Origin of the sequence: Proteus sp. G2674 (assembly GCF_009915195.1) — a bacterium.
GTDB lineage: Bacteria > Pseudomonadota > Gammaproteobacteria > Enterobacterales > Enterobacteriaceae > Proteus > Proteus mirabilis.
This window is the reverse complement of the sequence record NZ_JAABLS010000024.1, coordinates 62,028-88,061: the sequence shown is the minus strand read 5'-3', so window position 1 is coordinate 88,061 and position 26,034 is coordinate 62,028. Positions and strand designations below refer to the sequence as shown.

The window sequence follows — 26,034 nt, the reverse complement described above, 5'->3', positions numbered from 1 at the left end:
ATAAAGGGTCATTGATCCTTTATTTCATTTGAAAATATTAATGGATAATATCAATGCGTTTAAAATCAATTAATGCTTTTGTGTTATCCTTGTTAGTAAGTCCATTTTATGTTTGCGCAGATTTAAATATGGACTTCTTACATGGAGGAGTTCAACTGCAAGCTGCTGGTGTATTTGATAAAAATACCAATTATCCTGCTGGGCATTATATTGTTGAGGTTATTTTCAATCGAAAATTAATTAGTAAAAAAGAATTAATTATCTCACCAGAAGATAATGAAAATTTATGTTTAAAAAAAGATTGGATTAATGAGTTATCGCTTCCAATAAAATTAAATTTATTTGAATTATATTATCATCCTGAGCGCGATTGTTATGATATTAGCCGTTATCCTGGGGCTCAGGTTATTTTTGATAATTCGAAGCAAACTTTAACATTTAGTATTCCTCAAATTGCATTAGATGAATCTCTGCGCCGGCAGGAATGGGATTATGGGATAACAGGTATTAAATTAAACTATTCGGGCTATATTTCTAAAACCAGTTCTTCACAAGCACAAATTTATGGTGATTTTGATTTATATGCTAATTTAGGTCGTTGGGTCGCTTATGTTCGTAGTAGTTACCAAAGGAACTCGGGTACAGAAACATCGGAGGCAACAGTTTCCACAGCAATTAAATCAATACAAGGAAGTTTTACCGTAGGTAAAACAATAACTTCTTTATCAATATTACCTAACTTTGCTTTTTATGGAATGTCACTGCGCTCAGAAAGGGATATGCGCCCATGGGAAAAACGAGGTTATGCACCGGTTATTTCTGGTGTTGCAAACTCTAATGCTAAAATTACTATATCTCAAAATGGATATGTATTAAGTTCACAAGTTGTTCCCGCAGGGGCTTATCAATTAAAAAATATAGCACCAGTAAGTAATGGAAATATAACAGTGACAGTAGAAGAAAGTGATGGGACAAAAACAGTTCGCTATTATCCTGTTGCCACACTTTCTTCCTTATTACGCACAGATGAAATAAATTACAACATTGCTATCGGAGAAAAAGAAACAGTAGGTAAAAGAGAAAATAGTTTATTTTTTCTAGGTGCATTTGACTACGGATTAACTAATGTTACGGTTCATGCTGCGGGAATTTTGCATAATAATTATAAAAGTGCAGCATTAGGAATGAGTAAAGATTTTGGACGATTTGGTGCAATGTCATTTACTGCTAATACTGCTGTAAGTGTATTTCAAAAACAGACACCAACAGCACCCGAAGTTAGGCAGTCTGGTATCAGCTATTCGTTACAATATGCAAATTCATTGACTGATAATACTAATTTACAGCTACTCGCATATCGCTATACTGGTAAAGATTATGTTGATTTTAATGAATTTAATTCAAATGCTTTATATCATCGCAGTAATCGTAAAGAGCGTTATGAAACGATATTGTCCCAAAGTTTTGATGGTAGCTTTGTTAGCTTATCTGCTTGGATGCAAACATATAGAAATAGTATTAGTAATGAAGTTGGCGCAAATATTACTTACAATACAACGATTAAATCTGTCGATTTCTCATTATCAGCGGATTATCAAAAATTAAACGATTATGAGCATGATAATTATATTATTTCTGTTGGAATAAATATTCCCTTTAGCTTATATGATAAAAATCATTTTTGGGCAAATTCTGTTAGCTACGATAGGAAAAATAAAGCTAGTTTTAATTCTGGTGTTTCTGGAAGTATTAATGAAAAAATAAACTATAGTATCAATACAAGTAAAGATCGTGATAACTGGTCTAATTCTGCTTATTTTGGTATTGATCATAGTATTATTAATACGGGATATGCGATTTCTCAAAATGGCCATCAAACTACCAGTTCTATTAATGCTTCAGGAAGTTTATTAGCCACCCCAGATACAGGATTATTATTCAGTAATGTCAGAAGAGATACTGTCGCAATTGCAAAAATTAAAAATATAGAGGGTATAACATTCAATGACTCACCGCCAACTGACAAAGAAGGAAACACTATTGTTGGGGTATCACCATACATTGAAAATAATTTAAAAATAAATACAGAAGAAATTCCGAATAATGTTGAATTACTTGATTCTGTTCAAAATTTTACTCCAGTAGATAAAGCTATTATTTATCGCGAGTTTAAATATTCAACAATTCAAAGGTATATATTAAGAATAAAAAATAAAAATGGTGATTTTATTTCTGCTGGAAGTGCTGTTAGAAATAAAAATGATGAATATATAGGATTTGTTTCAAATTCTGGGGTTCTTTTATTAAATTTATTAGATAAGCCTAATAAGCTATTCGTTATATCACCTAATGGTGAAAAATGTACTTTAAATTTGGAGAAAGTAGAATCTAATGATCATAAAATTATGGAAATTGAATGTAATGAATAGAATAGTATTTGTTTTTGCTTTAATCATATCGTCATTAACCTGTTTTAAAGCATATTCAGCGTTTACGCTTAATGGTACTCGCTTTATTTATGATGAAGGTCGCAAGAATATCGCGATAGAAGTTAAGAATAATAGTGATAAAACCTATGGTGGCCAAGTTTGGATTGATAATCTTAATGGGAATGAAGTGTTCTTTATTCCTGCACCTAATTTATTCAAAATAACTGGAGGAGAAAAACAATTAATCCGCTTGCTATATGTAAATGATATTTTACCTAAAGATAGGGAATCATTGTTTTGGCTCAATATTCAGGAAATCCCGCCAATTTCTTCTGTCGATGACAGTAATGTGCTTGCTGTTGCATTAAACACACAAGTTAAACTGATTTATCGCCCTAAGATTTTAGCTGAAAAACGCGAGGATGCAGAAAAAAGTCTGACATATAGTGGTTCAGTTTTAAAGAATCCTACACCTTACTATTTTGCATTAACTCAAGTGTCAGTCAATAATAATCCTTTGGTCTTGTCAAAAGACATTGAGCAATCTATTAGTTTATTTCCACCTTTCAGTGAGGTAAATGTGCAGCGCCCATTGTTAGGTAAAGTAACCGTTGAAGCTATTGATGATTATGGTGCTAGACGTGTTATTGAGCTTAATTAAGGAAGTAAAAATGAAAAATAAATCATTTTATTTCACGCTATTATTATTTTTTATTGCTATGGATACTTCTGCTGCTCGATGTCGGAATGTGTCAATCAAATATAATTTTCCAGCCCAAATAGATATTACAAATAAAAAAGTGGGAGATAAGCTTTATTCTTTTGGTGCGCCAGACGCCCCTATAAACGTTGCTGGTCAATGTCTACGTGCTAATAGTGGGGCGGGAAATACAAATGGAAATTATATTTATATTGTTGATCAATATGGATCATCACCAACATTATGCCCGACTACTGGTACAGTTGATAAAAATTCACCAGATGGATACTTGCGTTTTCGTTCAACGGGAAGTTGTGCTAATTCTTCTTGGCTGCTAGTTCTTGATTATAAAATATCTGGGGTTGGCTGGACCAATTTAACAGGTCCCGGTGGTGGTACTGATTCAGGCGTTGTTTATTTACAAAAAAAGCCACCTGTAGGAAAAACGGTTATTAATCCTGTCTATATGTTGAAACGTAATTATTATTCTCGAATTGGTCAAATGGGCAATACGTTACAAAAGGAAAGCGTTGCTCTTAGTGCACCAACATCGATGACGTTGATAAATAATGCTTCTTGTGCAGTGTCTGTTAATGACGTCGCATTTGGTGAACAAACCGCTAGTGACGTAAAAATGAATACTATTGCAGGAAAAAATATAAATATTTCTTTTACGTGTAATGCTGTATTACCTGCATACACACTCAGTTTTTCTGGTAAAGATGGTGTGAATAATGCCACAACAGGGATCATTAAGGTTAAAGATAATAGTTCAGTGGGGTATCAACTTTCTTGGGCAGATAGCACGGTTAAACCCATTAATAGTGCTGTAGTTATTAATAATGTGGCAATAGCTCCGAATACAAAGCCAAAAACCAATAATTTTACTATTCCGATAAGGGTAAAACCTGTTGCGTTATCCACTCAGCCAATCCCTGGGCCGGCTAATACTGCATTAACGATTAATATAAAGTTAAATTAAATGGAGTTAACGATGGTAAAAAAATCTTGTTTTATGTTTAGCGTTATTTTATTTCCTATTTATGTTGGAGCAACAAGTTTCACCTCTAATGTTACTGGTGGAACAGTCACTTCAAATTTAAGTATGACAGTGAAAGCCTCTTGCAGTACAACGGTTGGTGATGTGACATTTGGTGACCAAAGCGCGGGTGATATTAAAAAAGGAGCTGTCGCAGAGAAGGTAATATCATTGGCTATTGTATGCGATACAAAAATGACTAATTACACATTAGCATTTACGGCGGCTGATGGTGTTAAAGATGTAGCAAATGGCATTATTAATACTAAATTAAATTCAACGGTGGGTTATCAACTTAAGTGGGGAGATTCGACCGTTAAACCTGTGGATACAGCAATTACTATTAATGGCAGTACAATTACCCCAACAAACAAGCCAACGCAAGAAAGTTTTACTATTCCAATCAAAGTTAAACCTGTTGCTCTTGGGGAGACTGTTTCTCCTGGTGCAGCAAATACGGCGTTAAACATTAAACTAACTTTCAATTAGTTGAGGGACTATGTGCAAATCTATATTGCTTACCAGCCTGTTAATCTTTATCACAAGAAGTTGTTATGGCTCTGAGTTAAATGCAACCTCAATCATTGGCGGTGCTGTTCAATCGCAATTTAGTATGAATGTAAAAATAGCCACATGCTTACCCGCTACTGTTGACAATGTTACTTTTGGAGCAGTTGATACAGCGACTATTTTATCGGGTGAAGTTGAAGGGCACTCAACACTCTTTTTGGATTGTACGGGCACAATTAAGCCACAAAGAGTTACAATACTTTTTGAACCTGCTAATCCTCATTTAACCATGGGTAGTGTGGGTTATATTGGTTCAAAAAATACCACACTTGGCTATTTTGTGTCGTGGGAAGATGAACAAATAGGTGCTATTGGTGAAGGGGTACCAATGGGGAAGGCACTTTTTTTTAAAAAAACGGATGCTTCATTGATGAAAGTTAAACTTAAAATAAAACCAGTTGTACTTCCATTAGGAGGAAAGTCCGTTCATTTGGGTAATGGAAATACCCATATAACTATCAAAATAAAATATATCTGATATGAGTTTTTGTATGAATAAAAAAATATATATGTATTTTATTATTACTTGTTTAAGTAATTTTCCTCAACCAAGTTTATCAGATGAAATCTTACCTGATGCTCAATTAACAATTTCTTTGGATGTAGTTAGAATCACTTGTGATATTAATAATGGAAAAGGATTTAATAAAATAGTAGATTTTGATGTTATCAACGAAAGTAATTTATTAGCTGGTAATCAACCAGCCGTAAAAACACAGTTTATTGTTGATTGCCAAAAAAGTGGTTTTAAACCTGAGCATATTGATATCAAAGTTAAGCCTGGTAGCCAAGGTGCATTAAATAATGGTATTGGTGGTGAACTTAAAACCAATTTATCTGGTGTAGGAATTTATTTATCATGGGCAGACTCAAGCCCAATAAATCTATCTGGAGTGAATAAAAGTTTTAGTGCAGATCTTAATAATCAATTTGATATTAGTTTTTTTGCAAAACCATATGCTCAATCTCAAATTGTTGAAAAAGGTTCACTAAAAAGTAGCATAATTATTAATGCATTATATAAGTAATTTATTTTAATCTTATTCAAAAAGGGAACGCCATATTATGTTTCCTTTATATATTACAGAGCAATTGCTGTAATATTATCATTGCGTTGATGATGAGTAAGTAATCCTGCGGCATCCATGCCAGTTGCACGGTAGAATTATCGGGCAATATGATGCGTGTGAGGTGTCCCACCTCATCGTACTGGTACTCGGTGGCTTCCTGCAAGGCGTTAGTTTGAGAAACAACACGGCCTTCGTCATCATAACACCAAATATGTTGTTTGCCTGAGCAATCAGTATGGCGCAGTAATTGCCCACGTTTGTTCCAGAGAAACTCACTGCGTCCTTGCTTGGCATCAATGCGTATAGTGGGGCACAATGTGGTTTTAAAGTCATAGCGGTATTCGGTGATCTGATGAAGGGGAGATATTTCCTTAATCAGTCGCCCCAAACTGTCATACGCTAAACGCGACTCTGTGTTATCCGGCCAAAATACAGTGATAAGGCGCTCGCGTTCATTCTGATATTGCCAACGCGTTTGGTTACCATTACCATCCGTTATGCTGAGTAGTCGGCCCAATGCGTCCCATTCACTAATATGTGTATGACCCAACGCATTGCGACAACCGCAAGGTAATCCAAACTCATCCCAAATTAGCGCCGTTTTAATGCCTGTACGATCGGTATAATGAATAATTTGGTGATCATGATTAAGTTGCCAAAATGAGGTTGAACCATCGTGCCAATAAGCGGTTCGTGTGAGGTTGATATCATCATATTCAAGACGATAGCTTTCGCCTTCGCTGGTTTTGTTTTCAATCACTCGCCAAAGATTATCTTCTGAAAGTGCCCAGTGGTATTCACTGCGTAAGCCATATTTATCGCTATGCCACACCATAACACCGGCATCAGTCCACCCAAATTGGCGATAAGGGTGATCTGTCTGTTGCTCAACACGTATTAATTGGGCATTTTCGTTGTAAAAAATTGCAATGAAACTATTTAATGGGAAATTATAATGATTAAAATGTAATAAATTGTTTTTATTGAAATATACGCATTTTATTATTTTTTGATTATCAATATATAATCTATTTTATTTTTAAGTAAAAACTCATTAAATGAGTGGGGTGCAAATTTAATGCATAAATTAGATATTAAATTATATTAAAGTTATTTTTTATAAAATAAAACAGCATAAACTTTCGATAAGTCTCGTAGAGTTTATGCTGCTTTTGTTAGTATTTAAACGTGAAGAAAACCGAATAATACTAAATAATGATAAAGCTATTTATTACACATTAAACAAGAAGTTCATCACATCGCCATCTTGCACGATATAATCTTTACCTTCTGCGCGCATTTTACCTGCTTCTTTCGCACCTTGTTCACCACCATAAGTGATAAAGTCATTATATGAGATGGTTTGGGCGCGGATAAAACCTTTTTCAAAGTCAGTATGGATCTTACCTGCAGCTTGTGGGGCAGTTGCACCTACAGGGATTGTCCAAGCACGGACTTCTTTTACACCAGCGGTAAAGTAAGTTTGTAAATTGAGTAACGCATAACCTGCACGGATAACACGGTTTAAGCCCGGCTCTTCGATGCCTAAATCTTGCATAAACTCTTCGCGCTCTTCATCGTCTAGCTCTGCAATATCTGCTTCGATAGCAGCACAAACAGGAACAACAACAGAGCCTTCGGCTTCAGCGATTTTACGTACCGTATCAAGATAAGGATTATTTTCGAAACCATCTTCATTGACGTTGGCAATATACATGGTTGGTTTCAGGGTTAAAAAGCTTAAATAACGGATAATCGCTTTTTCTTCATCACTTAAATCTAATGCACGCAACATACCGGCTTTTTCTAAGTGCGGTAAACATTTCTCTAAAACTTCCATCTCTGCTTTAGCAACTTTATCACCACCTTTGGCTTTTTTCTGATTACGATGCATTGCTCGTTCACAGGTATCTAAATCAGAAAGCGCTAATTCGGTATTAATAGTTTCAATATCTTCTGCAGGATCGACTTTACCCGCCACATGCACAATATTGTCATTTTCAAAACAACGCACGACATGGCCGATAGCTTCAGTTTCGCGGATATTGGTAAGGAATTGGTTACCTAAGCCTTCACCTTTAGATGCGCCTTTAACCAAACCTGCAATATCAACAAACTCCATTGTTGTAGGTAACACTCGTTGTGGTTTTACAATTTCTGCTAACTTATCTAAGCGAGGATCAGGCATGGGTACAACACCTGTATTTGGCTCAATAGTACAGAATGGGAAGTTGGCTGCCTCAATACCTGCCTTAGTTAAGGCATTAAACAGTGTAGATTTCCCTACGTTAGGCAGACCGACGATACCACATTTAAATCCCATAAACGTTCACCTTGTCACATAAAAAACAACAGGAAAAGGGGAGCTCCTGTTGTGTGCTGTTAAAAAAATTGGCGCTATTATAGAACAAATCCCTGTTTGATTAAATCATCAGGGATTAATTGCGCAAAAGAAAAGGGCATGGCATTGCCCAGTTAACTTATTTGATACACTAATAGCTTTATTGATAGGGGTTAAGCTTTAAAGCTATGTAAACGATTAATAGCTTTTTCGTAACCATCACGCATCAGAATATCTGTACAAGCAAGGGCTTCATCAATTGCATCATCAATAAGTTTTTGCTCACTTGTTGGTGGTTTACCTAACACAAAACCGACCACTTTGTTTTTATCACCGGGATGACCAATCCCAATACGTAATCGATAAAAATTGGGGTTATTGCTAAATTTACTCTGAATATCTTTTAGTCCGTTATGGCCACCATTACCGCCACCCAATTTCATTTTTACCACACCTGGTGGTAAATCCAGTTCATCATGTGCAACCAATATTTCATCGGGTTGAATACGATAAAAATTTGCCATCGCTAATACCGCTTTACCACTTAAATTCATAAAAGTGGTAGGGACTAATAAACGAACATCATTACCATTTAAATTAATACGAGCGGTATAACCGAAGAATTTGCTCTCTTCTTTTAGAGATTGTTGATGACGTTGAGCCAATAAATCAACATACCAAGCACCCGCATTATGGCGAGTCTGGGCATAATCAGCACCGGGGTTGGCTAACCCGACGATAAGTTTAATTTTACTCACAATTGCCTTTCACTGTTATCGTCTTAAAAGAAAGCATCTAGTTTACCTTTCTCTGTCAAGAAGCACAAAATAGATTGTCATGATTATTTTGTTGAAATCTTTCTAGGAGAGAATACTTATTATTTGATAGGGCAAAAAGAGCGAAACAGGCGTATTAGCACCGATAAATGATTTATAAAAGCAATAAAACACATTTTTTGCAAAGAATTGTCAATAATTTTCAGAGCATGTGATCACTGCGACAATACCTTTTTAGTCTTTATGGCTATAATAACTACAATGAATAAAAGGTTATTCGATGTATTTTGGTGTTGAATCGTCTGACGACGCGCTTGGAGGTGCAACATGAAATATAAACATGCTTTTGCCGTTGGCAATTTATTGATGGCTATCGGTATGGTGCTTATGCTCGGTAGTCTTGGTTATAATCTTCTTAGCCATATTTTTCCATTAGGACTACCTGATATTTTATCTGATGCTTCGCTAATGGGGATCTTTATTGGTGCACTTGTTTGGTTAGCAGGGGCTCGTATTGGTGGTAGAGAAACCGTTGCAGAAAGATATTGGTGGTTGCGTAATCATGACGAACGTTATCGTCGCCATGATAATCATCGTTATCCATAACAGTGTGGGCATCAATAAAATATAGATAAAATCATAATTCATAATAAAGTAAGAATAGATAATAAGTAACTCATTGTCGTTAATATGCAGATAATACATATCTAAAGACCCGCTGATAAAGTGATCGCGGGTTTTTTATTGTCTAAATATTTTATCTTAAAAAGATAACAAAAAACCCGCTATAACATAGGCTATAGCGGGTTTAATTATCTCAAAGTACGATATTAAATCGACAAATTAATGTTCGAACATCGCAGAAATTGACTCTTCATTACTGATACGACGAATGGCTTCAGCCAACATACCAGACAAGGTCAATGAGCGGACTTTATTTAATGCTTTGATTTCTGCTGACAATGGAATTGTATCGCAGACAACCACTTCATCAATAACAGAGCTTCTGATGTTCTCAACAGCATTACCAGAGAAAATAGGGTGAGTCGCGTAAGCAAATACACGTTTAGCACCACGTTCTTTCAGCGCTTCTGCTGCTTTACATAATGTACCACCTGTATCGATCATATCGTCAACAAGGATACAGTCGCGATTAGCAACGTCACCGATAATATGCATAACTTGAGAAACGTTAGCACGAGGGCGACGTTTATCAATAATTGCCATATCAGTATCATTCAGAAGTTTAGCGATAGCACGAGCGCGAACAACACCGCCAATATCTGGAGAAACAACAATAGGGTTGTCCAATTCTTTTTGAAGCATATCTTCTAAAAGGATCGGGCTGCCGAAGACATTGTCAACCGGTACATCAAAGAACCCTTGGATTTGTTCTGCATGTAAGTCGCAGGTTAAAACACGGTCTACGCCTACACTAGATAAGAAATCCGCAACAACTTTAGCCGTGATAGGAACACGGGCTGAACGAACACGGCGATCCTGACGGGCATAGCCGAAGTAAGGAATAACAGCAGTGATACGACCAGCGGAAGCTCGACGTAATGCATCAACCATGACCACTAATTCCATTAAGTTATCATTAGTTGGTGCGCAGGTTGATTGAATGATAAAAACATCACCACCACGTACGTTTTCGTTGATTTGCACACTGACTTCACCGTCGCTAAAACGACCTACAGCAGCGTCTCCTAAGCTAGTATAGAGTCGATTGGCAACACGTTGAGCCAGTTCCGGGGTTGCGTTACCAGCAAAAAGCTTCATATCGGGCACGAGAAAAACCTCAGGCTTGCGTCCAGAGAGAGATATTGTTGACCTGTAAAGAACGTGTTTATCAACATAGGGTTTGTAAACATCATAGTTACGGGTGCAATAACACAGGTATCCTTGAGCGGAATAAATGCACAGGGGAAATGTTAACGCCTTGCGCCACAAATCCGTGCACCCACTCAGGGGCGTTAATTAACACTTCACTAGCGGCCTCTTGCGATTCAAACTCACCGAATACACAAGCACCTGTCCCAGTTAAGCGTGACGGTGCATATTCTAACAGCCACGAAAGCAGATATTCAACCTCACGAAAACGTTTTCTTGCGATCATTTCACAGTCATTTGCAAACGGAGCCTGTAATAATGCGCCCAGAGAGCGAATAGGCGAATTACGTTTTAATTCTGGATCTGTGAAGATTGTCGGGGTTGGGATAGAAATTCCGGGGTGAGCAACTAAATACCAACACTCTTTGGGTGATGCTGGGGTTAATATTTCACCAACACCCTCAGCAAAAGCGGCATGCCCTTTAACAAATACCGGCACATCTGCGCCTAACGTCACGCCGAGTGTGGCTAATGTTTCATCGCTTAGGCCTGCTTGCCAATGGTAATTAAGGGCTATCAGTGTTGTCGCAGCATTGGAAGAGCCTCCCCCTAAACCTCCTCCCATAGGCAGTTTTTTATCAATACTAATATCTGCCCCTTGATAGCGTAGGGGAATATGGTGCTGATGGCAGTATTGACGTAATAATTTGGCTGCTTTAATAATCAGATTATCTTCATCTGCAACCCCTTCGACGGGGGTTAAGATGGTTAACTGAGTATCATTACGGGGTGTAAAAGTCAGCGTATCGCCATAATCTAAAAATTGAAATAAGGTTTGTAGATTATGGTAACCATCGGGGCGTTTCCCGGTAATGTAGAGAAAAAGATTTAATTTGGCAGGAGAGGGCCAACTTAGTGTCATTGCTGTATATCCCAGTTATCCATTTTTAATTTTATCGTACGTTCACCTTGTTTTAATTCAAGGCGCTGTGGCAAGTTCGGTGTTATTGCGGTGTCATAGGATTGGTAGGTTACCACCCAATCACCTTCTAGGGTTGGCCATGTAACCGATTTTAAAAGATGATTTGCATCGAGTTCAAAATCCGTGGCATCACCCGGTAAACCAATTAACCAAGCGCGTAAATTTTTTAAAGGGATCACCATGCCGGTGAGCTGATAAATCATTTCAGTTGGATTGTCACTATAATACTTTTTACCACCATTATCAGTCACTTCAATCACACCAGGCATCACATTTAAGTCTAGCTCTGTCGTCCCCAATGGATTGGTTAAAAGTAAGCGATAGCGATCGGTATCTTTATCTTGCCAATAGAAACGTGCGTAAGTTTTATAGGTGCCTTCAATGTAAGCGAAGGCGCCACGTGTTTCATATTGTGAAATCTTATTTAATGCTTGTTGACGCGATTGCCATTGAACATCGTTATCTGACGCTGAACCTTGTGTTTGTATATTATTTAAATTACATGCACTTAGTAGCAGCGCAGCTAGCGGAAGGAGACGCAAAAGTGATTTGGTTGGAAAAATGCGTGAGCGCATAGCTGAGATATTCCTTACATTCGTTCTTTGTTGCAAAAAAGCGTATCATAAACGCGAAGATATAACGATATTTCGTTAAATAGTCGATTGAATTTGCCTATCATACAAGTAAGCACTTTTATTGAAAGAGTTCATCAAGTAGAATGGCGGCAATGAAGAGTCCATACTAAATGCGCTGTTTTAGGTTTATACTAAGTCAAGTCGCGAGTCGGTATTTATTCATAACTCAATTATAAGATATGACGTTATTAGCATTAGGTATTAATCACAAAACAGCCCCCGTAGCGTTACGTGAGAAAGTCTCTTTTTCTCCTGATACCATGGGTGACGCCTTAAATAACTTGTTACAGCAACCTGCTGTAAGAGGTGGTGTAGTGCTGTCTACTTGTAACCGTACTGAGCTTTATCTGAGTCTAGAAGATAAAGAAAATAGCCATGAACAACTGATCAGTTGGTTATGTCAGTATCACCAAATTGAGCCTCATGAGCTTAAAAATAGTGTTTATTGGCATCAAGATAATCAGGCAGTGAGCCACCTGATGCGCGTTGCTAGTGGTTTAGATTCCTTGGTATTAGGTGAACCGCAAATTTTAGGGCAAGTCAAAAAAGCGTTTGCCGATTCTCAAAACTATCACTCGCTCTCTTCAGAGCTGGAACGTCTGTTTCAGAAATCCTTTTCAGTTGCGAAAAGAGTGAGAACAGAGACCCAAATTGGTGCTAATGCTGTTTCTGTCGCTTTTGCTGCCTGTACTTTAGCGCGCCAAATCTTTGAGTCATTATCATCATTGACTATCTTATTGGTCGGTGCGGGTGAAACGATTGAATTAGTGGCGCGTCACTTACGTGAACATCAAGTCAAAAAAATCATTATTGCTAATCGCACCAAAGAGCGAGCGCAACGTTTAGCGAATGAAGTTGACGCTGAGGTTATCACTTTATCTGATATTGATGAGTCACTTTCTCAAGCGGATATTGTGATCAGTTCAACAGCAAGTCCGTTGCCTATTATTGGCAAAGGCATGGTAGAAAGGGCGTTAAAGAAACGTCGTAATCAACCAATGCTACTCGTTGATATTGCTGTGCCTCGTGATATTGAACAAGATATTGAAAAACTGAGTAACGTTTATCTTTATAGTGTTGATGATTTAGAAGCTATCATTCAGCATAACCGTGAACAGCGCCAAGCCGCAGCCATTGAAGCTGAACATATCGTGCAACAAGAGAGTGGCCAATTTATGGATTGGTTACGTGCTCAAGGTGCTGTCGGGGCGATTAGAGAATATCGCGATAGTGCAGAAATGTTACGTGCAGAAATGGCAGAAAAAGCGATTACATTGATACAAAATGGCGCTGATGCAGAAAAAGTGATCCAACAGCTTTCTCATCAGTTGATGAATCGCCTTATTCATACACCAACCAAATCTCTTCAACAGGCTGCCAGTGATGGTGATATTGAACGCCTGAATCTCTTACGTGAAAGTTTGGGTATTACCCATAATTAACTTTATCTAACAGGATCTTAATCTACGAATGAAGCCTTCTATTGTCGCTAAGTTGGAAGCTCTACAAGAGCGTTATGAAGAAATTCAAGCACTTCTAGCAGAAGCTGATGTTATTGCCTCTCAGGAGCGTTTTCGTGCGCTTTCAAAAGAGTATGCTCAATTAACGGATGTCACATCTTGTTATCGTCAATGGCGAAAAGTGCAAGATGATATGGAAGCGGCAGAAATGATGCTTGATGATCCTGAAATGAAAGAGATGGCTCAAGAAGAGCTAAAAGAAGCACAAAGCGTCAATGAGGAGCTAGAACAGCAACTTCAAGTACTGTTATTACCTAAAGATCCTGATGATGAGTTCAACTGTTTCCTTGAAATTCGTGCCGGAACAGGGGGGGATGAAGCCGCACTTTTCGCCGGTGACCTGTTCCGTATGTATAGCCGTTATGCCGAAGCACGTCGTTGGCGTATTGAAGTGATGAATGCAAACGAAGGCGAACATGGCGGTTATAAAGAGATCATTGCCAAAGTCATTGGTGATGGTGCTTATGGGGTACTGAAATTTGAATCAGGCGGACATCGTGTACAACGCGTGCCTGAAACAGAATCTCAAGGACGCATTCATACTTCTGCTTGTACTGTTGCGGTATTGCCTGAAGTGCCAGAAGCGGAATTACCCGAAATTAGCCCAAGTGATTTACGTATTGATACTTTTCGCTCATCAGGGGCGGGTGGTCAGCACGTAAATACCACGGATTCGGCCATCCGTATTACGCATATCCCGACGGGCATTGTGGTAGAGTGTCAGGATGAGCGTTCTCAACATAAAAACAAAGCGAAAGCAATGTCAGTATTAGGTGCGCGTATTCGTGCTGCCGAAGTACAAAAACGTCAAGAAGCCGAAGCATCTGAACGCCGTAACTTATTAGGTTCAGGAGATCGTTCTGATCGTATTAGAACTTATAATTTCCCACAAGGTCGCGTGACGGATCATCGCATCAACCTTACTCTTTACCGGTTAGATGAGGTGATGGAAGGTAAACTAGATGCACTTATTCAACCTATTGTCACTGAATATCAAGCCGATCAGCTATCCGCTTTATCTGAGCAAGATTAATGAATTATAAACAATGGCTGCATCAAGCAGCCTTGCAATTAATTGATAGTGACAGCCCAAAGCGGGACGCAGAAATTCTATTAGGGCACGTAACAAAACGTGCTCGTACTTATTTGATTGCTTTTAGTGAAACTGTACTTTTAGAAGATGAACTAGTGCAATTGTCATCCCTCCTTGCTCGACGTATAAAGGGCGAGCCTATCGCTTATTTAGTAGGAGAGAGAGAATTTTGGTCACTACCTTTAAAAGTCTCTCCTGCAACACTTATCCCTCGGCCTGATACCGAATGTCTAGTTGAAAAAGCATTAGAGAAACTCTCTGTACAAGCAAGCCGAATTTTAGATTTAGGTACGGGGACAGGGGCTATTGCCTTAGCGATAGCTTCGGAACGTTCTGACAGTCGTGTCCTGGGTGTTGATTTTCAACCAGAAGCGGTAGCATTAGCGATAGAAAATGCACAACATTTGGCACTTAGCAACGTAGAATTTATGGAAAGTTGCTGGTTTAGTTCACTCTCTGGTTATCAATTTGATATGATAATCAGCAATCCTCCTTATATTGATGAAGAAGATGAACATCTTTATCAAGGAGACGTTCGCTTTGAGCCATTAACCGCATTGGTCGCGGCAGATCATGGTTTTGCTGATATTGAGCTTATTATTACAAATGCCCGTCAGTTTTTAGCTAATAACGGTTGGGTATTAATAGAGCATGGTTGGCAGCAAGGTGAAAGAGTACGTAATATTTTTATTGATAAGGGTTACTGCTGCGTGGAAACTTTCCGTGATTACGGCGGTAATGAGCGAGTGACAGTAGGTCGTTGGAATGATGATAGAAACCATAGCTGATTACGAATTTAACAAAGCCCCTTTGGTTAAGGGTATGATCCTTATCTCTCAGGCAATTCGCCCAGATTTTCCGGTCACTTCAGTTGGCTATCAATTGGCACAGCTGGTGGAGCAAGCAGAAGCGGAAATTCCCCAGCAAGCCAGTATACAAGAGAGAATTGATGCACTGCTGAAGCTATTTTATAAACAATGGCATTTCAGTGGTGCAAGTGGCAAATATTGTCTTTCTGATACGTTATGGTTAGATAAAGTATTGGCCACTCATATTGGTTCACCTGTGTCATTAGGTTCCATTTTAATTTATATCGCACAGGCAATAAATTTACCGTTAGCGCCAGTTATTTTTCCTACACAGTTAATTATCAGAATAGATATTCCGGATGAAAAACCACTTTTCTTAAATCCCATTAATGGTGAATATCTTTCTCGTCATACTTTAGACGTTTGGCTAAAAGGTAATGTAGGCAGTACATCTGAGCTATCAGCATCCGATCTAGAAGAGTCAGAACACAGTTCTATTATTCGCAAGTTATTAGATACACTCAAAGTCTCTTTAATGGAAGAAAAGAAGATGGAGCAGGCACTTAAGACCAGTGAAACGGTGTTATTGTTTGATCCAGAAGATCCCTATGAAATACGTGATCGTGGGCTGATTTATGCTCAATTAGAGTGTAATCATGTGGCATTGTCTGATCTTAACTATTTTGTTGAACAGTGTCCGGAAGATCCCATTTCAGAGATGATTAAAATTCAAATTCATTCAATAGAACAGCATCCTGTTGTTTTACATTAAAATTTAATCCCGTACTGGGTATATAACGGTACATGGCAAAATAAGATAGGAATAGATATGCAACATAAAGTGGTGAGTATTGGTGATATCAAGGTAGCAAATAATCTACCCTTTGTGCTCTTTGGTGGCATGAATGTATTGGAATCGCGCGATTTAGCCATGCGTATTTGTGAGCATTACGTTACGGTTACTCAAAAATTAGATATTCCTTATGTATTTAAGGCCTCTTTTGATAAAGCAAACCGCTCATCTATCCACTCTTATCGTGGACCGGGTCTTGATGAAGGAATGAAAATTTTCCAAGAGCTAAAAGAGACTTTTGGGGTAAAAATTATCACGGATGTTCATGAACCTTCACAAGCTCAGCCTGTATCTGAAGTCGTTGATGTTATTCAGCTACCGGCATTCTTAGCGCGTCAAACCGATTTGGTTGAGGCAATGGCCAAAACCGGTGCGGTAATTAACGTGAAAAAGCCACAGTTTGTTAGCCCTGGTCAAATGGGAAATATCGTCGAGAAATTTAAAGAAGGCGGTAACGACCAAGTGATTTTATGTGATCGTGGTAGTAATTTTGGTTACGATAATTTAGTGGTCGATATGCTAGGTTTTCATGTCATGATGCAAGCCTCAGAAGGGGCTCCAGTGATTTTTGATGTTACCCACTCACTACAATGCCGTGATCCATTCGGTGCGGCTTCTGGTGGTCGTCGTGGACAAGTCGCTGAGTTAGCTCGTGCAGGTATGGCTGTGGGTCTGGCAGGGTTATTTCTTGAAGCTCATCCCGATCCTGATCATGCCCGCTGTGATGGTCCATCAGCTTTACCATTAGCTAAATTAGAACCTTTCTTAGCTCAAATTAAAGCGATTGACTCTCTGGTAAAAAGCTTCCCTGAGTTAGATACCAGTAAATAAACTTGTTATGCAACTACACACTGTAGTGAATATGTTCGGCGCTGATCTCCAGCGCCGTTATCATGAAAAAATCCACAAAATAACCCTTCATGGTGGTTTTAGTTGTCCTAATCGAGATGGCACATTAGGACGAGGAGGGTGTACATTTTGCAATGTCTCTTCTTTTGCTGATGAGCAAACGCAATATCACTCTATTGAAGAGCAAATCGCCTACCAAGCTAAGCATATTACCCGTGCTCGCCGTTATTTAGCTTATTTTCAAGCCTATACTAGTACCTATGCAGAAGTAGAACATCTACGAAAAATGTATGAAAGTGCATTATTACAAGCCAATATGGTTGGATTATGTGTGGGAACACGCCCTGATTGTGTGCCCGTCAGTGTGTTAGATCTACTGCAAGGCTATTGCGAACAAGGTTATGAAGTATGGTTAGAGTTAGGATTACAAACTGCACATAATAAGACATTAAAGCATATTAATCGTGGTCATGATTTTCAATGTTATCAAGCAACCACAAAAGAAGCGCGTCGCCGAGGTTTAAAGGTGTGTACGCATCTTATTATCGGTTTACCTCGTGAAGATCATCAGTTAAATATGCAAACCTTAGAGCAGGTAGTAGAAACCGGTGTTGATGGACTAAAATTACACCCTTTACACATAGTTGAGGGGAGTACGATAGCCAAAGCATGGAAAGCAGGGCGTATTAGTGCATTAACACAACAACAATATGTTTATACTGCTGGTGAAATAATCCGTCATACTCCTGCAGAAGTTGTTTATCATCGTGTTTGTGCCAGTGCCAGAAAACCTACTTTATTAGCCCCTGAATGGTGTGAAAATCACTGGTTGGGTATGAATGCACTCTATCAATACTTATTAGAAAAAGGCGTACAAGGTAGTGGGATAAATAAGCCTTTTGTGGCTAATTGTAAATAATTATCCACTCAACATAAAATCACTTGTAACTTTTTTAATCATACTGTACGCTTTGAAGCTGTACAAAGGAGGTTGCTATGGCTCAAGCACTAGTAGAAAACAGTGAACGAGTGTCAATTCGTATCACTACAGAAGATAAATCACTGCTGGTTCGTGCTGCTAGTTTGGAAAATACAAACTTAACAGAGTTTGTACTTCGTAATATTGTACCTGTAGCTCGGCAAGTTATTGAAAATAATGAGCGTTTAAAATTATCAGAAAAAGACACATTACGTGTTATGGAACTTTTAGATAATCCACCAAAGCCTAATGCTAAACTACTTGCAGCGGCTTTTGCTCTACCGGACAATGCATGACAATACCAAATTGGCACGAAGAAGCGATCAGTAAAAAACATAATAGAAATGGATTTAATTGTGGCGATGCAGTACTAAACCAATTTCTGTATCGCCATGCAAGACAAAATCATGAGAATGGTAGTGCGAAAACATATTTAGCTATCAATAATAGTAATAATATTATATTAGGTTATTACAGCTTATGTCCTGCTTCTATTGAGTTCGAAAGAACGCCCGAATTGATCAAACATGGCTTAGCGCGTCATGATATCCCTGTTTTTAAACTTGCACGACTAGCTACGGATCTATCCGTTCAAGGAAAAGGTTTGGGTGGGCAATTATTGCTTGCAGCAGGAAGGCGTTGTCTTTCCGTTGCTAGTGAATTGGGAGGCGTTGCTTTACTTATAGATGCTAAAAATGAACGAGTCGCTAATTGGTATATTAGCTACGGGGCAATACCATTATTAGATACCCCTCTTTCTTTATTAATTTCCTTTAAAACCATTTATACTGCACTTTCAATGGCAAATAAAATATAAATAATAACTTAATAATTAAGCCCTTAATTAAATAGTGTAAATTAAGGGCTTAAAGATTTTTATAATTAATAATTAAAAAACTACTGAATTAATTCCATATCATCCAGCGCTTTTTGTAGCGAAGGATAAAAATTAAGTGTGCCATCAATTGGCGTTACTCGTGCTCTTGCTAATGTCTTTAATGGCTGGAAGGGAATATCACAAACAATAATATGAGTATCATGTTGCACATCCGCCACAAAGTGTTGGAAAGCATGTAATCCCCCAGCATCTAATACAGGTACTGCATCCCATTGCATAATAAGAGTTTTATATCCTTTACTACGTTCACGTAATTCATTAAAAATACGCTCGGCGGCAGCAAAGAATAGCGGACCATTAACACGCACAACTAATAATTGTTTATCATCATCAGTATAAGTTGATTCTGTTATTTTCGTCATATTAGCAATACGACGCATAAATAATAAAGAGGCTAATACAATGCCGATAGTGATCGCAATAACCATATCAAACAGCACGGTAAGCGATAAACATAATACTAAAACGATAATATCGTCTTTTGGTGCATGACGAATAAGATCGATAACTTTACGAGCTTCACTCATATTCCATGCAACAATTAATAACAATGCAGACATTGCTGCTAATGGTAAATAAGAGAGAAAAGGTGCTAAAACCAGTAAAGTTACTAAAACTAATAAAGAGTGCACAATCGCAGATACAGGGGACGTTGCACCGGCACGTACGTTTGCCGCTGAGCGGGCAATAGCCGCAGTTGCGGTGATCCCACCAAAGAAAGGCGCTACAATATTACCAATACCTTGACCGACTAACTCACCATTAGAGTGATGTTTTTTCCCCGTCATACCATCAAGCACCACAGCACAGAGGAGTGATTCAATCGCACCTAACATTGCCATTGAAAAAGCGGCGGGTAATAACGCACTGACCGAGCTCCAATTTAATGCAATAGACTCACCACTACTGGGTAAATTCCACGGTAGCACAAATTGTGGCAGGATCGGCGGAATGCCTTGTCCTGTTGAACCATCAGGCAATAGATAGCTAAATTGTGAACCAATGGTGGCAACATCATGGCCAAATAAATTAACTATCCCCATAACAGCTGTACCGGCAATTAATGCTGGTAAATGGCCGGGAAGGCGTAAATTCAATTTAGGCCAATAAATTAATACTAAGAGAGTGGTTACGCCTATTAATGTATCTCCAAGATGGATTGTCGGTAGAGCGGCACCTAGAGCAATCACTTTATCAATATAGGTTTCTGGGACATGCGACATTTCTAAGCCAAAGAAATCTTTGATTTGCATGGTGGCGATAGTGATGGCAATCCCCGAAGTAAATCCTAATGTGACAGAAACGGGAATATATTCAATGAGCTTACCAAAACGAGCTAACCCCATAACCACTAAAATAATCCCAGACATCAAAGTGGCAATTAATAGCCCACTTAAACCAAATTGTTGTGAAACAGGATAAAGTATCACCACAAAGGCGGCAGTAGGCCCTGAAACACTGTAGCGAGAGCCACCTGTTACAGCGATAATAATACCGGCAATAGCTGCGGTATAAAGACCGTATTGCGGGGGAACACCGCTACCAATAGCCAATGCCATTGCCAGTGGTATTGCGATAATGCCGACGGTGATCCCTGCAATAATATCTTTTAATAAACGGGCAAAAGAGTAAGGCTCTTTTACACATGCATCAATAAATGCACTAAAGGGGCGAACCCGGTTAACTTTATGCGTTTTCATTTAGGCTTAAACCAAAATAAGAAGTCAAATGCCGAATAAAGGCGATAAAAAAGAGCAGAAAGGATATCGCTTTTATTTGCTAATAATAATGTGATATATCAAATTATTAAACACTATCTTAATACTTAGCGAAAATTAAAGCAATTAATTGAAAAACTTAAGCAAAAGAGATAACGTTATGTAACGTATTGTATTTATTCTGTTACTTTCATGAAAAAGAAGTTTGACGTTATTCTATAAATTATATAAAGCGTTTTATTTTAGAATAATTGTCATTAAAAATAGTAATGCATAAAAATAGCTAAAAAGTATTTTATAAAATAAAGGAAAAAACAATTCTATAAATAAAGCTAATTAGTGTATATGAAAAAGAGCATTTTTATTAAATAGACTAATTAAGTATCTAGAATCGGTTAATAGCAACGTATATAAAAACAATCACAATAAATTTATTATTACAATTTTAGTACTGGTAGCAAGCAGAACTTTGTAGCTGTATAGATTAAGGACAGCAAGACAAAAAAAAAACGCCTAGTTTTTTAACTAGGCGCTTTCTTAGAAGATGGCGGTGAGAGAGGGATTCGAACCCTCGATACGTTGCCGTATACACACTTTCCAGGCGTGCTCCTTCAGCCTCTCGGACATCTCACCGTATTGTGGTTAAACATGGCATTCATGCTCAACGGGGCGCTACTATAGGGAAAAGAGTGATAAGCGTCAACAGCTAAATGCGTTTTTTCCTTAACTTTTGTGCCAACCAGTCAAATAAAAAACAATATGAACAAGGCTTAAGCAAATAATGTGATCTCTTTTGAGATGTAACATCCATTTTTTAGCTAAATTTCGTTAGCTGGTTAACATTATCAACATTTTTCTTAACAACTTTTTCAAACAGACTTGAAATAAAAGCATAACCCTCGCACCCTATGGTAAAAATGCTGGAGGAAGGCAAAAATGAATATTATTTTTTATCATCCTTTTTTTGATGCAAATACATGGATAAGTGGAATGAAAGCACGACTTCCTGACGCGCATATTCGTGTTTGGGAGCATGGTGATGATAAGCCTGCTGATTATGCAATGGTCTGGCTTCCTCCCTATGAAATGTTAGCAAGCCGTAACCAATTAAAAGGTATTTTTGCACTTGGTGCGGGTGTTGATGCCATTTTAAAGCAAGAGCAACAAAAACCAGGCACATTACCCGCTGGGGTTCCGGTAATGCGCTTAGAAGACACGGGTATGGGTTTGCAAATGCAAGAGTATGCCATTGCTAAAGTGATGTATTATTTTCGCCGTATGGATGATTATAAACGTCAACAATCACAACGCTTATGGAAACAACTCCCCGCACATACTTATGATAATTTTATTATTGGTGTTTTGGGTGCAGGTGCATTAGGCGCAAGCGTAGCGACTAAGCTTGCTGAACTAGGCTTTAACGTGCGTTGCTGGAGTCGTAGTAAAAAGCAAATTAATCAGGTAGAGAGTTTTTATGGTAACGAGCAACTGAGCGATTTTGTTAAAGAGTGTCAGTTGTTAATCAATCTATTACCTTATACACCACAAACTCATGGTATTTTAAATTTCTCGCTTTTTGAACAGCTTAAACCTTCTTCTTATTTAATTAATTTGGCAAGGGGAGCACATCTTGTTGATCAAGATCTGCTAGAAGCTATCGATCAAGGTTATATTGCTGATGCCTCTTTAGATGTATTTAGCCAAGAGCCATTACCGGGTATGCATCCGTTTTGGACTCATCCTCGTATCTCTATTACACCGCATATTGCTGCTTTTACTATTCCAGATATTGCAATGGATACAATTGTTGAAAATATTCAACGTATTGAAAAGGGCGAAACACCTTTTGGTGTTGTGGATATGAAAAGTGGCTATTAAATAATATAGATATAATATATATATAAATAGACAATAAATTTTATTTTATTGTCTATTTTTTTTGCCTAAATTTTCAAAAAAAAAACTTTTTCTAAATTTTAGATAATGTAATAAAAAATAGGCTATAAAAGATATCTCTTATAATATGTCTTATCGATGATACCTCATCTGCTTGAAATGTTGAGGTGTTTATGATTGATAAAATAATGACATATGTTAATAAGTTAACAGAGGTTGGTGTTTTTAATAATTATAAATCAACAGATTATATTTCTGATGTGTCTAATACCCCTGCTGTATATAATAAAAATAAAAATATTAAACAGTTTAGCTTAAATAATGCCAATAATTATGTTTATCTTGGATCAACAAATAGTCCACTACTTAATAATATGGGAATTACCCTTGATGATGATGGAACTTTAATGTTAATAAAAGGGAAAACATATGATTTATTTACCGGATTAATTCAAAAGTACTTTAATGGAGGTTTTAAATATAATGTATTTCATATCAACTCTCAACATGGTGATGATATAAAATTTAAAGAACTATATGTCGATTATAATGGTTTTTTAATTGGGAGTAAGAGAGATAGTTCAGGAAATAATAATGAACTTTATAAAATAAAATTTAAAAAGATTGAAGGTGAATATAATTTAAGCGATGACGCCACCGATAATACTAATATTAATTTTATTATTGAATATGAAAAATATGAAATAGAAGATAGTTTAAAACATGATTTATCTAATATTAATAATATTATAGAAAAAGAAGAAGGAAATGTATTAAAAATAAATAGAGAAGGGATGCCTATTACTATAACTTTAAAAGATAATAAACTTTTTACATATGGCTTACCACCAACGCTAATGTTTAAAGGGGATGTCGTAGATGGTGAGAGTAAAAAAAATCAAATAAAATTGCCATTAAAATCAAAAGATAAAATATTAGCCATAAAACCGGTGTTAAATAAAATCCAACTTGTGGTTGATAAAGGTAATAAAATAAAAATATATTACTTTGATCCTCTGCATATTTTTGCATTAAAAGATTATCATTATGAAATCACTCGTCTAACTCAAGAGCCACCGTTATCTTTTTATTCAATGGTTGGAGAAAATAATTATAAAAACTATCATTCAGGACAGCCATTTTCTACTCAAAAAATAGGTAATTTTAGTGCTAAAAATATTCCCTTTTTTTCGTCGGCTATTGATAATGCAAGGGTTCACTTTGATAGGGCAAAACAACAATATGCATTAAAAAAATATGGTGCAATGGTAAAAGATATCGCAAAAAGTCTTGATCCTGGTATTAGGGGGATGTTTTCTACTATAAAAGCTATAGTTAATTCTGCTACATTACCGAGGACAATTAAAACAGATGCTCTAAATGGTGTAAAAAAGGCGATTAAACATGATTATCATCTGCTTAATAAATATATTACTGGAATTAACAATGGTAAATCTCAAGGTGAGGTTGTTTATTCTTTAGTAGAACAATTAAATGATAAAGAGAGCATTACAATTAGCCAGTATAATGATATTCGTGCATTCTTTGGTATTAGTGCATTTCATTTATCTCAAAATATTGGTGTGAGTGCGTTTCTTTTAGCTAATTTTGCGAAAACACATGCCCTAACAATTTCAAAAAATAAGCAAGATGAAGTTGTATTCTCATTTGTAAATAAAATGGATGCAGGGATTGCTACGGGCTTATCTGCTGGGATTATGAACAATGAACAAAAATGGAGAGAAGGGGCGTTTAATTATGGTTTTGTAACACCGTTAATGGCCACTGTGATACTCGATTATCATTATGAAAAAAAATCTAATTTTTCATTTAAAATTCAACCAAAAGATTTAGTCGAATTTATTAATCAAGGGGTATCTCTTACAGAGAGTGAACTTAAGGATAATGCAACGCTGGAATTTAATAGAACACAAAACGCGTCATTAGGTGTTGAACTTAGAAGTGAAGTCAGTTTTGATGTGGGAGTTTCTGCTAATGAAAAAATAGAATTTAATTTACCGAGAAATGCGGTTGGTGCTAATCTCTCTTTAAAAATAATAAATGTTATTCACAATATAAATAAATTTATTGGTCATGGAGAGACTAAAGCAAAACAGTTGGAAAGAAATATTGATGTTGAGTATTTTAGTGGAAGTTTTGAATTATACCGAGATTTAAAATTTACACCTTCAGCGACAAAAGCATCGCATAACATTCACTGGTATCCATTGACATCATTGAAAAATTTTGAAGTCATTTTAGAAAAAAAAGTTAATTCACTATTTAAACATAGAATTTATGATGACAAAATCAAACAAGATAAAAAAGATTTTGAAGCACATAAAAATAACTTAAAAGGACTTTATAAAAGAGTACTTAAAATAAATAAGCTATTTGATAAATATCCTATTCAATACGATGTTAAAAGAAGCATAAATAAACTTGATCATGTTTATTTGCAGTTGGATGCAAATAAGAAATTAAAAAACAAACTAAATCCACAATTGATGGAGAATGATCTTGCTCTCAATAGTGATGTTATAGATAACTTAATAGATCTAGTACACAATAATAACAGAGTACAACAATTCTTAGCTGATTTAACAGAAAAGAAAAAAATACTTTCTTCACAGCAAAAAAATAATATGAATGAAAAATTTACGCCATATTTTATTTCTAAATATCAGCTAAATAGTGAGGGGAGAACGCGTTATACGGTGCTTGAAACTCAACTGAAAGAGCTTATCAATGAGGTGAAAACAGATGAAAATCTAACAGTCAATGATATAAAAGATAAATTAGATAATTTCTATAATAACGCGAAACAAGAGTTAAATAATATTGAATACCAGCTTAATTCAATAGATGTGATGTCTATAAGTGAACTTGCTGATAAAGCAAAATCATTTCCTCTTGCTTTTTTACGATTAGAAAGCAAAAAGTCTATTATGCATCACCAAGTTAAAGGTGAAATTAATTTTTTATATGATAAATATGAAAAGCAATTGGAGAAAATAACCACCAATTATTATTTTCACTAAACC

At 36.9% G+C, this 26,034-nt stretch carries 24 protein-coding genes and 1 tRNA gene; 17 read left to right on the top strand and 8 right to left on the bottom strand.

Annotated features, from left to right (window positions below; all coding sequences use genetic code 11):
• The first annotated feature begins 53 nt into the window (after positions 1-53).
• From pefC to GWI58_RS11275, 6 genes are read left to right on the top strand one after another with little or no spacing between them, the layout of a single operon-like run.
• Positions 54-2,429, top strand: coding sequence for a PefC/AfrB family outer membrane usher protein (gene pefC / locus GWI58_RS11300; protein ID WP_094959127.1), 2,376 nt, complete (start codon positions 54-56; stop codon positions 2,427-2,429).
• Complete coding sequence (locus GWI58_RS11295) at positions 2,422-3,090, top strand: fimbrial chaperone (RefSeq protein WP_161769186.1); 669 nt, start codon at positions 2,422-2,424, stop codon at positions 3,088-3,090. Before pefC ends, GWI58_RS11295 begins: the two co-directional genes overlap by 8 nt.
• 10 nt (positions 3,091-3,100) lie before the next feature.
• Positions 3,101-4,111, top strand: coding sequence for a fimbrial protein (locus GWI58_RS11290; RefSeq protein WP_004251413.1), 1,011 nt, complete (start codon positions 3,101-3,103; stop codon positions 4,109-4,111).
• Between the two features lie 12 nt (positions 4,112-4,123).
• Positions 4,124-4,657 carry a spore coat protein U domain-containing protein gene (locus tag GWI58_RS11285; protein ID WP_004251411.1) on the top strand — a complete coding sequence of 178 codons (534 nt, stop codon included), beginning with the start codon at positions 4,124-4,126 and terminating at the stop codon, positions 4,655-4,657.
• A 10-nt stretch (positions 4,658-4,667) separates the two neighbouring features.
• A complete protein-coding gene (locus GWI58_RS11280; RefSeq protein WP_004242653.1) occupies positions 4,668-5,216 on the top strand; it encodes a hypothetical protein in 549 nt (182 codons plus the stop codon).
• Between the two features lie 13 nt (positions 5,217-5,229).
• Positions 5,230-5,766, top strand: a complete 537-nt coding sequence (locus tag GWI58_RS11275; RefSeq protein WP_004242654.1) for a fimbrial protein — start codon at positions 5,230-5,232, stop codon at positions 5,764-5,766.
• 46 nt (positions 5,767-5,812) lie between these two features.
• Here GWI58_RS11275 and GWI58_RS11270 read toward each other — a convergent pair whose 3' ends face one another.
• From GWI58_RS11270 to pth, 3 genes are all read right to left on the bottom strand, one after another.
• Positions 5,813-6,643, bottom strand: a complete 831-nt coding sequence (locus tag GWI58_RS11270; RefSeq protein WP_094959130.1) for an RHS repeat domain-containing protein — start codon at positions 6,641-6,643, stop codon at positions 5,813-5,815.
• A gap of 396 nt (positions 6,644-7,039) precedes the next feature.
• On the bottom strand, positions 7,040-8,131 hold the full coding sequence (ychF, locus tag GWI58_RS11265; RefSeq protein WP_110229280.1) for a redox-regulated ATPase YchF: 1,092 nt from the start codon (positions 8,129-8,131) through the stop codon (positions 7,040-7,042).
• 191 nt (positions 8,132-8,322) lie between these two features.
• Complete coding sequence (gene pth / locus GWI58_RS11260) at positions 8,323-8,907, bottom strand: aminoacyl-tRNA hydrolase (RefSeq protein ID WP_004242660.1); 585 nt, start codon at positions 8,905-8,907, stop codon at positions 8,323-8,325.
• Between the two features lie 345 nt (positions 8,908-9,252).
• Between pth and ychH the strand changes: the two genes are divergently transcribed.
• On the top strand, positions 9,253-9,531 hold the full coding sequence (gene ychH, locus GWI58_RS11255; protein WP_004242663.1) for a stress-induced protein YchH: 279 nt from the start codon (positions 9,253-9,255) through the stop codon (positions 9,529-9,531).
• Positions 9,532-9,768: 237 nt separating this feature from the next.
• On the opposite strand, the gene prs is transcribed toward ychH, so the two are convergent.
• The 3 genes from prs to lolB all read right to left on the bottom strand — a co-directional run bounded on the left by prs (position 9,769) and on the right by lolB (position 12,315).
• Positions 9,769-10,716, bottom strand: coding sequence for a ribose-phosphate diphosphokinase (prs, locus tag GWI58_RS11250; RefSeq protein WP_004242665.1), 948 nt, complete (start codon positions 10,714-10,716; stop codon positions 9,769-9,771).
• Positions 10,717-10,804: 88 nt separating this feature from the next.
• Positions 10,805-11,680 carry a 4-(cytidine 5'-diphospho)-2-C-methyl-D-erythritol kinase gene (ispE, locus tag GWI58_RS11245; RefSeq protein WP_004247961.1) on the bottom strand — a complete coding sequence of 292 codons (876 nt, stop codon included), beginning with the start codon at positions 11,678-11,680 and terminating at the stop codon, positions 10,805-10,807.
• The gene (gene lolB / locus GWI58_RS11240; RefSeq protein ID WP_110229278.1) at positions 11,677-12,315 is read right to left on the bottom strand and encodes a lipoprotein insertase outer membrane protein LolB; all 639 of its coding nucleotides are present in this window, start codon (positions 12,313-12,315) and stop codon (positions 11,677-11,679) included. The genes ispE and lolB overlap by 4 nt, the downstream gene beginning before the upstream one ends.
• Before the next feature lie 239 nt (positions 12,316-12,554).
• Here lolB and hemA point away from each other — a divergent pair, with 239 nt between their 5' ends.
• The 8 genes from hemA to GWI58_RS11200 all read left to right on the top strand — a co-directional run bounded on the left by hemA (position 12,555) and on the right by GWI58_RS11200 (position 19,295).
• On the top strand, positions 12,555-13,817 hold the full coding sequence (gene hemA, locus GWI58_RS11235) for a glutamyl-tRNA reductase (protein WP_110229277.1): 1,263 nt from the start codon (positions 12,555-12,557) through the stop codon (positions 13,815-13,817).
• Between the two features lie 28 nt (positions 13,818-13,845).
• A complete protein-coding gene (gene prfA / locus GWI58_RS11230; protein WP_004242680.1) occupies positions 13,846-14,928 on the top strand; it encodes a peptide chain release factor 1 in 1,083 nt (360 codons plus the stop codon).
• Complete coding sequence (gene prmC, locus GWI58_RS11225) at positions 14,928-15,776, top strand: peptide chain release factor N(5)-glutamine methyltransferase (RefSeq protein WP_110229276.1); 849 nt, start codon at positions 14,928-14,930, stop codon at positions 15,774-15,776. Before prfA ends, prmC begins: the two co-directional genes overlap by 1 nt.
• Positions 15,754-16,569 carry an invasion regulator SirB1 gene (sirB1, locus tag GWI58_RS11220; protein ID WP_110229275.1) on the top strand — a complete coding sequence of 272 codons (816 nt, stop codon included), beginning with the start codon at positions 15,754-15,756 and terminating at the stop codon, positions 16,567-16,569. The genes prmC and sirB1 overlap by 23 nt, the downstream gene beginning before the upstream one ends.
• 57 nt (positions 16,570-16,626) lie before the next feature.
• Positions 16,627-17,481 (top strand): 3-deoxy-8-phosphooctulonate synthase, encoded by an 855-nt coding sequence (gene kdsA, locus GWI58_RS11215; RefSeq protein ID WP_004242689.1) that lies wholly within the window; start codon positions 16,627-16,629, stop codon positions 17,479-17,481.
• Between the two features lie 7 nt (positions 17,482-17,488).
• Positions 17,489-18,418 (top strand): TIGR01212 family radical SAM protein, encoded by a 930-nt coding sequence (locus tag GWI58_RS11210; protein ID WP_094959134.1) that lies wholly within the window; start codon positions 17,489-17,491, stop codon positions 18,416-18,418.
• 77 nt (positions 18,419-18,495) lie between these two features.
• Positions 18,496-18,774: a type II toxin-antitoxin system TacA family antitoxin gene (locus GWI58_RS11205; RefSeq protein WP_004247964.1), complete on the top strand. Its 279-nt coding sequence runs from the start codon at positions 18,496-18,498 to the stop codon at positions 18,772-18,774.
• The gene (locus GWI58_RS11200) at positions 18,771-19,295 is read left to right on the top strand and encodes a hypothetical protein (protein WP_004247966.1); all 525 of its coding nucleotides are present in this window, start codon (positions 18,771-18,773) and stop codon (positions 19,293-19,295) included. The genes GWI58_RS11205 and GWI58_RS11200 overlap by 4 nt, the downstream gene beginning before the upstream one ends.
• 80 nt (positions 19,296-19,375) lie before the next feature.
• Here the strand turns inward: GWI58_RS11200 and dauA are convergent, their stop codons facing one another.
• Positions 19,376-21,076, bottom strand: coding sequence for a C4-dicarboxylic acid transporter DauA (gene dauA, locus GWI58_RS11195; RefSeq protein WP_110229273.1), 1,701 nt, complete (start codon positions 21,074-21,076; stop codon positions 19,376-19,378).
• 563 nt (positions 21,077-21,639) lie between these two features.
• Positions 21,640-21,727, bottom strand: a tRNA-Ser gene (locus GWI58_RS11190).
• Between the two features lie 303 nt (positions 21,728-22,030).
• On the opposite strand from GWI58_RS11190, the gene ghrA reads away from it, so the two are divergent.
• Both ghrA and GWI58_RS11180 read left to right on the top strand, forming a co-directional pair.
• Complete coding sequence (ghrA, locus tag GWI58_RS11185) at positions 22,031-22,972, top strand: glyoxylate/hydroxypyruvate reductase GhrA (RefSeq protein ID WP_094959135.1); 942 nt, start codon at positions 22,031-22,033, stop codon at positions 22,970-22,972.
• Between the two features lie 191 nt (positions 22,973-23,163).
• Entirely contained in the window at positions 23,164-26,031 is a 2,868-nt protein-coding gene (locus tag GWI58_RS11180) for a hypothetical protein (RefSeq protein WP_110229272.1), read from the top strand.
• Positions 26,032-26,034: the final 3 nt, after the last annotated feature.